Here is a 14,363-nt window from a genome sequence, read left to right on the forward strand (position 1 = left end):
AGGGGTTGTGGGATGGATCGTCCCGTCGCTGTGATCACGGGAGCCACCTCCGGGCTGGGCCGCATCGCTGCCTTCGAGCTGGCCCGCCGGGGCTACCACATCGGCACCGTGGCCCGCTCCCGCAGCAAGGCACAAGCCCTCGTCGCCGACCTGAGGGCGGTGACCGCCGAGCCCGTCGATGTCTTCCATGCCGACCTCGGCGTGCTCTCCGACGCCCGCCGCGCGGGCGAGGAGATCGCCGCGCGCTATCCGCGCCTGGACGTCCTGGTGAACAACGCCGGCCTGCACGCCTTCGCGCAGCGCATCACCACCGAGGGCCTCGCGGAGATGACGGCGGTGAACTACCTCGGCCCGTTCGTCCTGACCGAGGCGCTGACGGCGAAGCTCGGCGCCTCGGCGCCGGTCCGGATCGTCAACGTCGCCTCCGAAGCAGCCCAGCAGGCGAAAACGATCGCCCCGGCCGAGGATCTGCGGCGCACCGAGCCCTACACCCGGCGGGAGTCGATGTCCCTGTACGGGCGCACCAAGTTGATGACCATCATGTGGACGCAGGAACTCGCCCGCCGCCTGGATGCGGACAAGGTGACCGTGAACTGCTGCGACCCCGGCTTCAACGCCACCGGCCTGGGCCGGGACCTGCCCGGCTCCGCCGTCCTGCAGCGGGTGCTGAACACCCTGAGGATCGGCGATCCCCGCAAGGGCGCTGGCATCATCGTGCGACTCGCCACCGACCCGGCGCTCGCGGGCACCACCGGGGGCTACTTCTCCGTCCGTGACGCCCGTCCCTTGCAGTGCCCCGAGCCCGGCCGGGAGCCGCGCGTGCAGCGGGAGCTGTGGGACGCGACGGTGGCGCTTCTTGCCGCCCGCCCGGCTGGCTGAGACCCGGGACGTCCGCCTCGAGGAGGACACCGCCCGGTACGGGGGTACCGTCCCGGCCGCAGATTCGTCCTCGCGTAGCTCATTTCAGCCGCACGCGACTTCTACGTTCATGGGCGGAGCCTGTCGGGCTCGCCCTCACACATCCGTTTTCCCTCTTGGTGGGAGTAACTTTCGTGGCCACCTTTCTCTACCGGCTCGGCCGGCTCGCCTTCCGGCGGCGCAGGCTGGTGCTGCTGGCGTGGATCGCGGTGCTCGTCGCCGCGGTCATCGGCGTCAGCAGCGTGTCGGGCAGTACGACGGACGACTTCACGCTTCCCGGAACCCAGTCGCAGCAGGCCATCGACCTGCTGGAGAAGGAGTTCCCGCAGGCTTCGGCCGGCGGCGCCACGGCCCGTGTGGTCATCGAGGCTCCGGACGGGCAGAAGCTGACGTCCGCCGCGCACAAGCAGGAGGTGGAGTCCCTGGTCGCCGACCTGCGCAAGGCACCGCAGGTGGCGAACGTCGCCGACCCCTTCACCGCCGGCCTGGTCAGCTCCTCGGGCAGCATCGCCTACGCCCAGGTGACCTACGCCGTCCCGCAGGCCGACATCACTCCCGCCGCGTCGGACGCCCTGCACGAGGTGGCGGACAAGGGCGAGAAGGCAAGCCTGAAGATCAGCCTCGGCGGCAACGCGGTGCTGGAGGAGGAGCAGAGCAACGCGGCCGAACTGATCGGCCTGCTGGTCGCCGCATTCGTCCTGGTCATCACCTTCGGTTCACTGGTCGCGGCCGGACTGCCCCTGGTGTCTGCGATCGTCGGCGTCGGCATCGCCCTGTGTGCCATCACCGTCGCCTCGTCGTTCGTCGACATGGCCTCCAACGCGCAGACCCTGGCGCTCATGCTGGGTCTGGCGGTGGCCATCGACTACGCCCTGTTCATCGTCTCCCGCTACCGCACAGAGCTGCGTGAGGGGCACACGCCCGAGGAAGCCGCCGGGCGTGCCCTGGGCACCGCGGGCTCGGCGGTGGTCTTCGCCGGTCTGACCGTCGTCATCGCGCTCGCCGGTCTGAGTGTCATCGGCATCGCGATGCTCACCACCATGGGCCTGGCCGCGGCCTTCGCCATCACCGTCGCCGTGCTGGTCGCGCTCACCCTCCTGCCGGCCACGCTGGGCTTCACCGGTACCCGCGTGGCCCACGGCCGCCTCACCACACGCCGCGTGCGTGCCGAGCAGCACGGCCGACGCGTCACGATGGGCGTTCGCTGGGGTCGCTTCGTCACCCGCCACCCCTGGAAGATGCTGCTGGCGTCGGTTATCGGCCTGGGTGTGCTGGCCATTCCGGCACTGTCGCTGCGGCTGACCCTGCCCGACGACAGCATGGCCGCTCCCGGCAGCACCCAGCGCGTGGCCTACGACACGCTCAGCAAGGGTTTCGGGCCGGGCTTCAGCGGCCCGCTGACCATCGTCGTCGACGCTCGCGACAGCGACGACGCCAAGACCGCGGCCATGGACACCTCCGCCATGCTGGAGGGTCTCGACGACGTCGCCACCGTACGGCCCCCGGTCTTCAACGAGGCCGGTGACGTCGCCCTGATCACTGCGGTGCCGAGCAGTCCGCCCACCAGCCAGGAGACCGTCGACCTGGTCGGCGACATCCGCGAGGGCAGCGACGCGGTGGAGAAGGACAGCGGCACGCAGGTGATGGTGACAGGCACGACCGCGCTCAACATCGATGTCTCCGCCAAGCTCGGCGAGGCGATGGTGCCCTACCTGGCCATCGTCGTCGGCCTCGCGCTGGTCCTGCTGCTCCTCGTGTTCCGCTCGGTCCTGATCCCGATCAAGGCCGCGGCCGGCTTCCTGCTCAGCGTCGTCGCCACCCTCGGCGTGCTGGTCGCCGTGTTCCAGTGGGGCTGGCTCAAGGACGTCTTCGGCGTCGACGAGACCGCACCCATCGTCAGCCTGCTGCCTATCCTGCTGATCGGCGTGGTCTTCGGCCTGGCCATGGACTACGAGGTGTTCCTCGTCTCCGGGATGCGCGAGGCCTATGTCCACGGCGCCGGCCCCACCGAAGCGATCGTCACCGGGTTCCGCCACGGCGCCCGCGTGGTCACCGCCGCCGCCATCATCATGATCTCGGTGTTCGCCGGGTTCCTCCTCGACGACATCGCCCTGGTGAAATCCATCGGCATGGGCCTTGCCACCGCGGTCCTCTTCGACGCCTTCGTCATCCGCATGACCCTCGTCCCCGCGGTGATGACCCTGCTCGGCGCACGGGCCTGGGCACTTCCCCGCTGGCTCGACCGCCTCCTGCCCAACGTCGACGTGGAGGGCGAGAAGCTCCGCCGGGTACTGGCCGAACGCGACCGCCAGACCCGCTTCCCCGCGCAGAACGACCAGGAGCCGACGGCGCCCGCGCCCATCGGATAGGCACAGCCCCGGCACACCCCGACCCCGCCTGCCGGCCCCCACCCCCCCGAGGGGCGGCAGACGGCCCCCCGGGGCCCGGACAGCACACCGTGCACCGCACATCGGCTGTCCGGGCCCCTTTTGCCCCCGCCCGCCGGTTCACGCTCCCCATGGAGCGGCGGGCGGCCCTCCCGGACAGCGAAAAGGCCCCCACCTGCCATGAGCGAGCCGACCACCCGAGAACCTGTACACGGCACCTCGCCCCATGCTTCCCGGCTTCCGCGGTCACTGACCAGCGACCCCGACCACCGCGTCACGGTGTCGATCATCAGCGGGCTGGCCGCCTGGCGGATACTCGACCGCGACCACCCCCGTCTGCGGCTGTGGGCCGTGCCCGTCTTCTGCGCCGTCCTCGCACTGCCCGCTCTGCTCAACCCGGCCAACCGCGCCCACCTGCCAAGCGAGATCGTCCTCACCCTCGCCTACACGGTTCCGCTGCTGTGGCGGGAACGACGGCCCGGCCTGGTGTTCGCGATCACCACAGCCGCCTCCGTCCTCGCGCTGCCGCTGAACGTCCTCAACGGCGCCGACGCGGCCCGGATCGTCGCGCTCTACAACGTCGGCCGCTACGGTAGCCACCGCCAGCTGGTCCTCGCCTGCACGGTCACCGCCGCCCAGCTCGTTCTCTGGATCGCGGCATTCTGGGGAAGCGGCCATCTGCAACACGCCAAGCGCCCAGAAATCGTCACACTGCTGGCCATGCTCGCCGTGACCGCCTGCGCCGCACTGGCCCTCACCGGACGCCTGGCGAAAGCCTACATTGTGGCCCTGGAGACCGAGCGGGACCAACAGACCCGCCTGGCCGCAGCCGCGGAGCGCACCCGCGTCTCCCACGAGATGCACGACATCCTCGGCCACACCCTCGCCGTGATCATCGGGCTGGCCGACGGAGCTGCCGCTCTGGCCAGGTCCCGCTCGGAGAAATCCGCCGACACCCTCGACCTCATCGGTGACAGCGGCCGCGAGGCCCTCGCGGAACTACGCCGCCTGCTCATCGTGGTCGACAACCCCGCGACACCACGGGACACCACCCCGCTCGCCCCGCAGCCGACCCTTCAGGACCTGCCCACGCTGCTCCACCGCGTCCGCGCCGCCGGCCCCACCGCCGACCTGCACACCAACGGGGACCTGACACCGCTCAGTCCCGGCCTTCAGCTCACCGTCTACCGCATCGTGCAGGAAGCCCTCACCAACACCCTCAAACATGCCGCGGCCGACACCACCGTGTCCGTCGACCTGTACAGAGATGAGGAATCGGTGCACGTCACGGTGGAGGACACGGGCCCGACCCGTGCGGCGGACAGCGAACGGCACGCCAGGCACAGCGGGCAAGGACTGGTCGGCATGCGCCACCGCGCCGCCCTCTACCAGGGGCGCATCAGCGCAGGCCCGACCCTCGCTGGCGGCTGGCGCGTCCACACCGTCCTGAGCACATCCCGCACCCTGCCCAGCGCCGCCCAGGAGAAGCACCGCATATGACCACCGTCCTCATCGTCGACGACCAGACCCTGCAACGACTGGGCTTTCGCATGCTCCTCGAAGCACAGCCGGACATCTCGGTCGTCGGCGAAGCCTCCCAGGGCCAGGAGGCCGTCCGCCTGACCGCGGAACTGCGTCCCGACGTCGTCCTGATGGACGTCCGGATGCCCGGCGTCAACGGCATCGAGGCCACCCGCCGCATCGTCGAGTCCGGCGGCCGTTCGCGGGTTTTGGTCCTGACCACCTTCGACCTCGACGAGTACGCCTACGAGGCCCTGCGGGCCGGCGCGGCCGGCTTCTTCCTCAAGGACGCACGCCCCGAGGAACTCGTCGTCGGCATCCGGGCCGTGGCGGCCGGCGACAGCGTCATCTCCCCGAGCCTGACACGCAGACTCATCGACGCCTTCACTACCTCTCACCCACAACGGACGTCCGGCGCTCTTGTGCTCAGCCCCGGACAGCGACGACAACTGGCCGCCCTGACCGAACGCGAACGCGAAGTTCTCGCCGCCGTTGCCACGGGATGGTCCAACACCGAGATAGCCGCCCACCTCCACCTGGCCGAGTCGACGGTCAAATCCCACGTCAGCCGCATCCTGGCAAAGATCGACGTCCGCGACCGCGTACAGGCCGTCATCTTCGCCTACGACGTGGGCCTGGCCCGCCCGCAGTGAATCCGCGCGAGCAGACAGATGGACCCCAGATGCCGCCGTCCGACGCGGCCGTCCCTCCGGCCGGGCGCCCCGCCCCCCGGACCAGCCGACCCTGACCGTTCGACAACTCTCCCGGAGCACCCCGCCGCCATGCACCGACACCTCGGCCCCAGCACCCACGACGGGCGATCCGTCTCCAGTCCGTTCCCACCGGCTGAGGCAGCGGCGTGAGCACCCTCGCGCAGGAAGCCACCGTCGCCGCCGTGAGCATCGTCGCCTCGGCCGCCGCACACCGCTACCTCTACCTGAGGCTCGTCAAGGACGTCACATCGTCCGCCCGGCTGCGCAGCGCGGGCGGGGCCACGGCGGTCGCCCTCACGGTCCTGGTCCCCACCGGTGTCCTCGCCGCTCAGTACGCGAACCCCACACGCATCGCATGGCTGGCCTGGCCGGCCTTCGTGTGGGTCGCCCTGGCCGCCTACCTGCTGATGACGCTCGTCGCCCTGGAGATCCCTGCACGCCTCACGGCGCGTGCACTGCGGCGTCGAACCGGAACCGGCCCCGCGATTCCCGCGCAGGCCCCTCGGGCGCCGGTCGTGCAGCAGAGCCAGTCCGTCGCGGCTCCGATCATGGGCGCCCCGAATCCCCGACCGGCCCAGGACCCACCGCGGATGGTGGACCGCCGTCTCGTGCTGGCCCGCTCGGTCGCGCTGCTCGCCACCAGTACCGCCATGGCCACCACCGGCTACGGCTTTCACCGCGGCCTGGGAGCACCCGATGTGAAAGTCGTGCCCGTGGCCCTGCGCCGACTGCACCCCTCCCTCGACGGCATGCGCATCACCATGGCCAGCGACCTCCACCTAGGGCCATTCTTCGGCCGCGCCCACACCGCACGCATGGTCCGGATGATCAACAACACGTCGCCCGACATCGTCGCCATCGTGGGCGATCTCTCCGACGGCACCGCCGGCGACCTGGCCGCTCACGCCGCGCCGCTCACCCGGCTGTCCTCGACCCACGGCACCTTCTTCGTCACGGGCAACCACGACTACCGCCACGATGTCGACGCCTGGATCGCCACACTCGCCGACTTCCGCGTTACCACCCTGCGCAACACCCGAACACTCATCAAACATCGGGGCGGAGCCATCGACCTCGCAGGCGTCACCGACATCACAGGCGAGCAGAACCGCGACACACCCGACTACGACAGGGCCCTCGGCGACCGCGACGCCTCCCACCCCGTCGTCCTGCTCGCCCACCAACCTGTGCAGGTGCACGAAGCCGCCCGACACAAAGTCGATCTCCAACTGTCCGGGCACACACACGGCGGAGCCTTCTTCCCCGGCAACCTGCTCGTGCCACTGACCCAACCCCTCACAGCGGGACTGGCTACCATCGACCACACACAGCTCTACGTCTCCCGCGGAGTCGGAGCATCCCTGCCACCCATCAGAGTCGGAGCACCACCCGACATCACAGTCATCGAACTGCGCAGGCAATAACGCACGCGTGGCGTCGGCGATCAGGACCAGCACAGCCCAGCTGTTCCGGCCCGGCTTCGGTAACCGTGCCGCTCACCCCGCCGGGGCGCCGTGGCTTCTGAGTACACGGGCTACCCTGCGGGTGGTTCCGGAGCATCTGCGGCGATCAGCTGGCTGTTCTCGACCATCAGCCGCTGGTTGACGTTGCGGAGTGCCTGCATGGCGGCCTCTACCTGGCGGCCGCCCTGACCAGCTAGTCAGCCACTCCCGCGCAGCGGGGGAACCTCAGCGTAACGAGCTGGTGCGTGATAGCGGGTGATGTGTTCTTGCTGGTGGGTGGCATGATCCGGATGTGGCGATCATGCTCAGTCGGACGGTTCTCGCGCATCAGGTGTTCACAGGGCGTTGTCACGTTGGTGGGTTGTTGATCGGTTGAGGGCGTGTGGGGGTTGGGCGGGGGCCTGGGTCACGCTGCGGTGGGCGGGGCGGTGGCGCCGGTGATCTGGTCCCAGATCACGAAGCGGGTGGTCATCTCGGTGCGGTGGTCGGGGGCGGTCCTCCGGTGCCGGCGTGGCCGGAAGTGGGGTGAGATGCCGCTGAACGCGGACAGGAACCGCTGGGCCCCGCCCAGGGGATTGTAAAGAATCAACGCGTTGCTTTGGGGGCTCTGGCGCGTTGGTCTGGTATGCGCATACCGAGTGAGGTTCGTGATCAACTCGCCCTGAGGTTCGGGGTGTTGTTTCCGCATCTGGATGAGCGGCAGCAGCGGCTGGCGCTGGCCACCGAGGCCCGGCTGCTGGGCCACGGCGGGGTCCGGGCCGTCGCGCGCACTGCGGGCGTGAGCGAAACGACGGTGCGAAAGGGGGTCTTCGAGCTGGAGGGCGGCGAGGATCCGCTGCCCGGGTGGAGGGTTCGCCGCTGTGGTGACGGGGCACAAGAGTGCCGAGGAGCTGGACCCGCGGCTCGTTCCGGCTCTGCTGGCGCTGGTCGAGCCGGACGAGCGGGGTGATCCCATGTCGCCGCTGCGCTGGACGACCAAGTCGCTGCGGCACCTGGCCGAGGAGCTCGCCGGGCAGGGGCATCCCGTCTCGGCGCCCACGGTGGGCCGGCCACCTCCACGGCGCCGGAACGTACCGCGGCGGCGGAGGCGCTGACGCTGTTCGCCGACTGGGAGCCAGGCACCTACGACCGCCTGGACTGAACCGGCACCCACCGCGGCGCCTCGCCCCGGCACGGGGTCAGGTGGGGTTCAGTGGAGTGATGCCGGTACCCGCGTACGGTTCGGGCTCCAGCGACAGGACCGTGATCGGCTCCCCCCCATTTACCTTTTTGGTGGCTCCGCAACGGGGCTCCCGGCCTCCGGGCTCGGCATGACTTCCCCCCTTGTTAACCATGATCCGGGGGGTGGTGTCACCGAGCCCGGAGGCACTGACTGACCGCTGATTAGGGGCATGACCACCGACTCTTCGCAGGTCGGGAGGCTCTTCGTAATGTGGATGTGGCGATCGGTGCCGTGGACGAGGCCGGGCAGAAGCACGACCGGAGGATGCACGTGATCGACACCGGCGACATCGACGTCTATCTCGGCCTGGACGTCGGCAAAGGCGAACACCACGCCACCGCCGTCACCCCGGCAGGGAAGAAGGCGTTCGACAAGCGCCTGCCCAACACCGAGCCCAAGCTCCGCGAGCTGTTCGCGAAACTCCAGGCCAAGCACGGAACGGTGCTGGTCGTGGGCAGCCGGCCTCGATCGGAGCCCTGCCGCTGGCGGTGGCCCGGGACATGGGCTGCCCCGTCGCCTACCTGCCCGGTCTGACGATGCGGCGGATCGCCGACCTCTATCCCGGCGAGGCCAAGACAGACGCGAGGGACGCGTTCATCATCGCCGACGCCGCCCGCGCGATGCCTCACACTCTGCGCTCGGTCGACCTCGAAGACGAGACGATCGCCGAGCTGGAGATGATCGTCGGCTTCGACGACGACCTGACCGGTGAGGCCACCCGGGTCGCGAACCGGCTCCACGGCCTGCTCACCCAGATCCACCCGTCCCTGGAACGGGTTCTGGGCCCACGGTTGCAACACCCGGCTGTCCTGGCCCTGCTGGAGCGGTTCGGGTCACCGGCCCAGATCCGCAAGGCAGGCCGTCGGCGGCTGGTCACGCTGCTGCGGCCGAAGGCGCCGCGGATGGCCGAGCGGCTGGTCGAGGACATATTCACCGCGCTGGACGAGCAGACCGTGGTGGTTCCCGGCACCGAAGCGGCCGCGCTGATCGTCCCGAGCCTGGCCGGCTCGCTCGCCGCCGTCCTTGACCAGCGCAAGCTCCTGGCCGGGCGCATCGAGGAACTGCTGGAGGCCCACCCTAATGGGCAGTGATGCGGGGCACCGCCAGGCCCACCCCGGCCCGTCGACGCCTTGAAAGAGACTGCGGGCCCCGCATCACCCTCGTGACGGTGGTCGGTGCCGGAGAAGCCGCGCACACCCCCAGGGACTTGGATCCCTTGGTCAAGAGTCGGCCTCCGGTGCCGTCCAGCGTCACGAGTCCGTACCCCACCGCATCCAGTCCGATGATCGGATCGTTGAAGTTTGTGGTCCGAGCCGCCCACAGGGGTCACCTCTCACCACGCCTGGAGCCGCCGAGCTCTGGAGCAGACCGAGGGCCCTGTGAGTCGCTGGGGTCACGAACGGCTAATCGGATGCAGGGCCATCGAGCCCTTCCATTAGGGAGACGCGTGCCCCCGCACGGCTGCGACCAGCAGGACACCCCAGACCGAGAGGACGAACACGCCACGATGACCGTCACCTGCGGAATCGACTGGGCCAGCGACCACCACGATGTCGCTCTGATCGACCACGAGGGCACCTTGTTATCCAGGGCCCGAATCAACGACGACCTCGAGGGCCTGCACCAGCTCCTCAGTCTCCTCACCGCTCACGGCGACAGCGCGAACACCCTGATTCCTGTCGCGATCAAGACCTCCCGCGGCCTCCTTGTGGCCTGCCTGCGAGCCACCGGCCGGCCCGTCTACGCGATCAACCCGATGGCCGCCGCACGCTACCGCGACCGGCATACGGTCACCCGCAAGAAGTCCGACCACCTCGACGCCATGGTGCTCGCGAACATCTTGCGCACGGACAAGGCCGCCCACCGGCCGCTGCCCGACGACAGCGAACTCGCCCGCGCTATAGCCGTCCTGGCCCGCGCTCAGCAGGACGCGGTCTGGGACCGCACCCAAGCGGGCAACAAACTCCGCTCCCACCTGCGCGAATGCTTCCCCGGCTTCCTCGCGACCTTCCAGCACAACCGCGAAGGAATCAGCAGCAACGTCGCCCGCGTCCTCCTGGCCGCGGCCCCCACACCCGAACAGGCGGCCAGGCTCACCCGCGTCCAGCTGCGCTCGCTCCTGAAAAGGGCCGGCCGCCAACGCGGCATCGAGGCGGAAGCCGAACGGCTCCGAGACGCACTGCGCATCCCGCAGATGCGCCAGCCTCCGCAGGTCGAGCAGGCCATGGGCCGCCAGGCCATCGCCCTGCTCAGACAACTTGATGCCGCCTGCACCAGTGTCGACGACCTCGCCGAAGCGACGGTGGAGTCTTTTGACACGCACCCGGACGCCGAGGTCATCACCAGCTTTCCAGGGCTCGGGGCTCTCACCGGCGCCCGGGTGCTCGCCGAGATCGGTGACGACCGATCCCGCTTCACCGACGCTAGAGGGCTCAAGGCCTTCGCCGGAGCCGCACCGGTCACCCGGGCGTCCGGCAGGAGCCTCGCGGTCATGGCCCGACGGGTCAAGAACCAGCGTCTGGCCTCGGTCGGCTATGTCTGGGCCTTCGCCAGCCTGACCGCTTCACCCGGAGCCCGGGCCCACTACGACCGGCGGCGAGCCGATGGAGACCGTCACACCGCCGCTCAGCGCAACCTCTTCAACCGCATGCTCGGCTGCCTCCACCACTGCCTTACCAAGCGAACCCGCTATGACGAGCTCGCCGCGTTCCCCGCACCGTCAACCCCACAACTCACCATCGCCGCTTGACAGATCAACTGCATCGGATGTCTCTTTCCCCGGTCCTGACCTCGATGCCCGGAGTCGGGATCAGGACCGGAGCCAGGATCCTCATCGAGGTCGGCGACGGCAGCAGCTTCCCCTCCGCCGCCCACCTCGCCGCCTACGCAGGACTCGCCCCGGCAACCCGCAACTCGGGCTCCTCGATCCGAGGCGAACAACCGTCCCGGAGAGGGAACAAACAGCTCAAACGGGCCTTCTTCCTCTCCGCGTTCGCAGCCCTGGGCGACCCGACCTCCCGGGCCTACTACGACAAGAAGATCGCCCAGGGCAAGCACCACACTCAGGCCCTCCTCTGCCTCGCGAGACGACGAGCCGATGTCCTCTTCGCGATGCTCCGCGACAGCACCTTCTACGAGCCCCAACCCACCCGATCAGCTTGACCGAACACCATGCTGCGAGAGCTCACGAGACGGGCTGATCTGCGACGTCTCGGTACTCGTCCACGAGCCGGAAGAAGGCGTCAAGCGGAGGTTCACCAGGAAGGTTCTCCACAATCGCAGCGTCCCATCCAGTTGCCATCGACCAACCACGGGTCCTGCTGAGCCAAGAGGCAAACCCTCCACTTCCACGATGAAACGCGAACTCCTCATCGGCATCGTGGACCTGAAGAGCGAGGTGGTAGCCGAACATCATCACCGCCAGTTCCTGCAACGAGCTGTTACGCACCCATGCGTTCGGCCGCTGCCGAACGGCTTCCAGCAGGTCATAGACGTCCCGCCACTCTTCAGCAGCGCGTGCCTTCGACTCTCCGCCTGGCACCCCCACCGAATCCCCCTCTCCAGCCGGCATCACCAGCAAGCTAACCCGCCGCCTTGACGAACTACATAGGGGCACCCCCCCGCCTTCACCGCATCCGGACCACGGTGAGGGTGCCGTGCCGGCCGGACCCGGCCAGCACATCCACGACCAGGTCCGTCTCCACCCGCTTATCCGTCTCCACCCGCTTATACGGCTCGCCGCCTGCCGTCCTCTCCCCCACCACGACCGCGCCACTCAAGGCCTCACCGACACGAGTCGCAAGGACAGGTTCCAGGCGCGCGGACATTCGGGCCGGCCCGCCCTCGTCCCGGTCGTGGCCTGCGCCGTCTGCCACAACCGCATTCATTCGGAACAGCCAGCCAGAACATTCACCGTAGTCACTGGAGAGCCGGATGACCGGGAAACCGTCATGTCCGGTTCGGCGGGAGGCCGCGCGGAACAGGACTCGCCCACGGCGAGCACCTCACCGCGCGGCCGACCCAACCTCCTGGCTGACCGGATACCACCGCCTCAACCACCGCTACGAGCGCAAACCAGGCAACTACCTGTCCTGTCTCGGACTTGCCGCCGCCCTCTGCTGCTACAAACGGCTCCTCAAACTGACCATGCAGGAAACGGTCTCAGCAGCGATCACCACCTGGCTGTGAGACTGCCTGCGCTCGCGTGACCATCGTCGCCCCGTTCACGCGTCTCACGCCCTCGTTCGGATTTGTCTATCGTGGTGTCATGCGAGCATCGGATGGTTCGGTCGAGTGGCTTGAGGACTTCATCACTGCGTGGCACGGAGCACGTCAACCGAGCTACGGCCTGACCGAGACGGAACTACCCGACTTCCTCCCAGTACCGCTCCGATGCCTGTATCGCCATGCCGGACGCTGGCCCGGCCCGAATCCGGAGGAGCACTTGCCGGACTCGCCCGGGATCTTCCAACAACAAGATGTGCTCGTACGCGCCGAGGCCCTGAGCCTTCACGACGGAACGGTCGAGTTCCTCAGCGAGAACCAGGACAGCTGGACATGTCGTGTTACAGCCGCCGGTCCAGCGGCACCCGTCGTGCTGAGCAACGCCCACTGGATGTGGGACGACGACTCGGAAGGCGAGTACATGCCGCTGACACCATCTCTCGAACAGTTCCTCACGAGCTTCGTGCTCCAAGAAACGGTCTTCGGATGCCGCAACCTCGCCACCACCAGCGAGCCGGCGACCCCGACCAGTCGATCCCGCTCTGGCTGGACGGCTGGTACGTCTTCGAAGAACCCAGCCACAGCTTCTGGAACGTTGACTCCGCGCTCGTCGCCGACATCAGTGGAACTCGCTGGGTTGGCTGGAACGGTCCAGACGCGCCCTCAGCCGAGCTCGGCAAGCTGCAAATGATCCGAAGCTAGTGTTCTGCACCCATCGACGCCCTCTCACAAGATCCTGACCATACGCGGGCCAACACCGCTTCCCAGGCCTTAGAACCCTTCGTTTCCGCTGGTCAACGACGTATCGAGTCTGTACCACCAGCAGACGAAGAACCTTCTCGTGTCGTACTCACCCCGATCGCCACCCGGTTCCTGGCGTTGCCGTAGAGGAGGCGGATGCGGGCCGGGTGAGGACCAGGGACCGAGCAGCGGAAGGCGTCGCCCTACGTCGGCAGTCGTTGGGCACTACAGACCGAGCGCACTATCTCCGGTCTCGCGGCGTGCTGCTTCGCTGAGCATGTCTTGCTCATGTGCGTGTCGTGTGAGCACCCACGGCGTCGATGATTGCGGGCCAGAGTTCTCGTGGTCGGTCGTGGCCCATGTCGGCGAGCAGGATCAGTTCCGCGCCGGGCACGAGTTCGGCTGTTCGCTTCCCTCCTCTCGGGTCGATGAGGGTGTCGTCGAGGCCGTGGATCACGAGGGTCGGGACGGTGAGGGAGGTAAGTGCTTCGGCGCGCGATCCTCCGAGGATCATCGCTCCGAGCTGACGGCCTGTGCCCGCTGGGTAGTACGCGCGGTCGTAGCTACGGGCGGCGAGTTCTCGGATGCCGTCGATATCGGTGTAACGCCGGGACGCCCAGATGGCTTCTTTCTCGGATGCGTTGATGTATCCGGCACGGTCTGCGGGCTTGGGGCTGAACAGCGCCTGCTGGGCTGCGGGACTGGGTTGTCCGTATTCGGACTCGCCGGTGGAGGACATCATCGAGGTCAGGGTGAGGCACCGCTCAGGGTGGGTGATCGCCATGGTCTGAGCGATCATCCCGCCCATCGACGAGCCGAAAATGTGGGCGCGAGTGATCCCCATGGCGGTGAGCAGGCCCAGGCCGTCGTCGGCCATGTCCTGCAGCGTGTAGGGGATCATCGCTTGAGCAGCGGGGATTTCGCCGGCGCTCACTGTCTCGATGAACCGCGTCATGTCGACCGGATGGGCGTCGAACTTGGTGGACAGGCCGCTGTCGCGGTTGTCGTAGCGGATCACGTAGCGCCCTCGCGCGGCGAGCATGTGACAGAAATCCTCGTGCCAGGAGATCATCTGGGCTCCGAAGCCCATGACCAGCAGGACGGGCGGATCGGCAGCCTCGCCGAAGGTGTCGTAGGCGATGGAAGCCCCGGAAGGGACGTCGGCGATGGGCAT

10 protein-coding genes and 3 pseudogenes are annotated in these 14,363 nt (G+C 68.5%); 10 read left to right on the forward strand and 3 right to left on the reverse strand.

Going from position 1 to position 14,363, the window contains the following annotated elements; genetic code table 11:
- Positions 1-12: 12 nt before the first annotated feature.
- The 5 genes from OG978_RS41225 to OG978_RS41245 all read left to right on the forward strand — a co-directional run bounded on the left by OG978_RS41225 (position 13) and on the right by OG978_RS41245 (position 6,963).
- The gene (locus tag OG978_RS41225; RefSeq protein WP_326763294.1) at positions 13-879 is read left to right on the forward strand and encodes an SDR family NAD(P)-dependent oxidoreductase; all 867 of its coding nucleotides are present in this window, start codon (positions 13-15) and stop codon (positions 877-879) included.
- Between the two features lie 173 nt (positions 880-1,052).
- Complete coding sequence (locus OG978_RS41230) at positions 1,053-3,287, forward strand: MMPL family transporter (protein ID WP_326763295.1); 2,235 nt, start codon at positions 1,053-1,055, stop codon at positions 3,285-3,287.
- A 198-nt stretch (positions 3,288-3,485) separates the two neighbouring features.
- Positions 3,486-4,805, forward strand: coding sequence for a sensor histidine kinase (locus tag OG978_RS41235; RefSeq protein WP_326763296.1), 1,320 nt, complete (start codon positions 3,486-3,488; stop codon positions 4,803-4,805).
- Positions 4,802-5,479 (forward strand): response regulator transcription factor, encoded by a 678-nt coding sequence (locus OG978_RS41240; RefSeq protein WP_326763297.1) that lies wholly within the window; start codon positions 4,802-4,804, stop codon positions 5,477-5,479. Before OG978_RS41235 ends, OG978_RS41240 begins: the two co-directional genes overlap by 4 nt.
- A gap of 206 nt (positions 5,480-5,685) precedes the next feature.
- Positions 5,686-6,963: a metallophosphoesterase gene (locus tag OG978_RS41245; protein ID WP_326763298.1), complete on the forward strand. Its 1,278-nt coding sequence runs from the start codon at positions 5,686-5,688 to the stop codon at positions 6,961-6,963.
- 445 nt (positions 6,964-7,408) lie between these two features.
- Here OG978_RS41245 and OG978_RS41250 read toward each other — a convergent pair whose 3' ends face one another.
- The gene (locus OG978_RS41250; protein WP_442817631.1) at positions 7,409-7,591 is read right to left on the reverse strand and encodes a hypothetical protein; all 183 of its coding nucleotides are present in this window, start codon (positions 7,589-7,591) and stop codon (positions 7,409-7,411) included.
- A 36-nt stretch (positions 7,592-7,627) separates the two neighbouring features.
- Between OG978_RS41250 and OG978_RS41255 the strand changes: the two are divergent.
- The 4 genes and pseudogenes from OG978_RS41255 to OG978_RS41270 form a co-directional block, all read left to right on the forward strand.
- Positions 7,628-8,051, forward strand: a pseudogene (locus OG978_RS41255) (ISAzo13-like element transposase-related protein); the annotation flags it as partial.
- 437 nt (positions 8,052-8,488) lie between these two features.
- Positions 8,489-9,303, forward strand: a pseudogene (locus tag OG978_RS41260) (IS110 family transposase); the annotation flags it as partial.
- A gap of 428 nt (positions 9,304-9,731) precedes the next feature.
- Positions 9,732-10,973 carry an IS110 family transposase gene (locus tag OG978_RS41265; protein WP_326769881.1) on the forward strand — a complete coding sequence of 414 codons (1,242 nt, stop codon included), beginning with the start codon at positions 9,732-9,734 and terminating at the stop codon, positions 10,971-10,973.
- Positions 10,974-10,996: 23 nt separating this feature from the next.
- A pseudogene (locus tag OG978_RS41270) lies at positions 10,997-11,386 on the forward strand (transposase); the annotation flags it as partial.
- Between the two features lie 22 nt (positions 11,387-11,408).
- On the opposite strand, the gene OG978_RS41275 reads toward OG978_RS41270, so the two are convergent.
- The gene (locus tag OG978_RS41275; protein ID WP_326763299.1) at positions 11,409-11,804 is read right to left on the reverse strand and encodes a hypothetical protein; all 396 of its coding nucleotides are present in this window, start codon (positions 11,802-11,804) and stop codon (positions 11,409-11,411) included.
- Between the two features lie 624 nt (positions 11,805-12,428).
- On the opposite strand from OG978_RS41275, the gene OG978_RS41280 reads away from it, so the two are divergent.
- Positions 12,429-13,139, forward strand: coding sequence for a hypothetical protein (locus OG978_RS41280; RefSeq protein WP_326763300.1), 711 nt, complete (start codon positions 12,429-12,431; stop codon positions 13,137-13,139).
- 336 nt (positions 13,140-13,475) lie between these two features.
- On the opposite strand, the gene OG978_RS41285 is transcribed toward OG978_RS41280, so the two are convergent.
- A complete protein-coding gene (locus OG978_RS41285) occupies positions 13,476-14,363 on the reverse strand; it encodes an alpha/beta fold hydrolase (RefSeq protein WP_326763301.1) in 888 nt (295 codons plus the stop codon).

The organism is Streptomyces sp. NBC_01591, assembly GCF_035918155.1.
GTDB lineage: Bacteria > Actinomycetota > Actinomycetes > Streptomycetales > Streptomycetaceae > Streptomyces.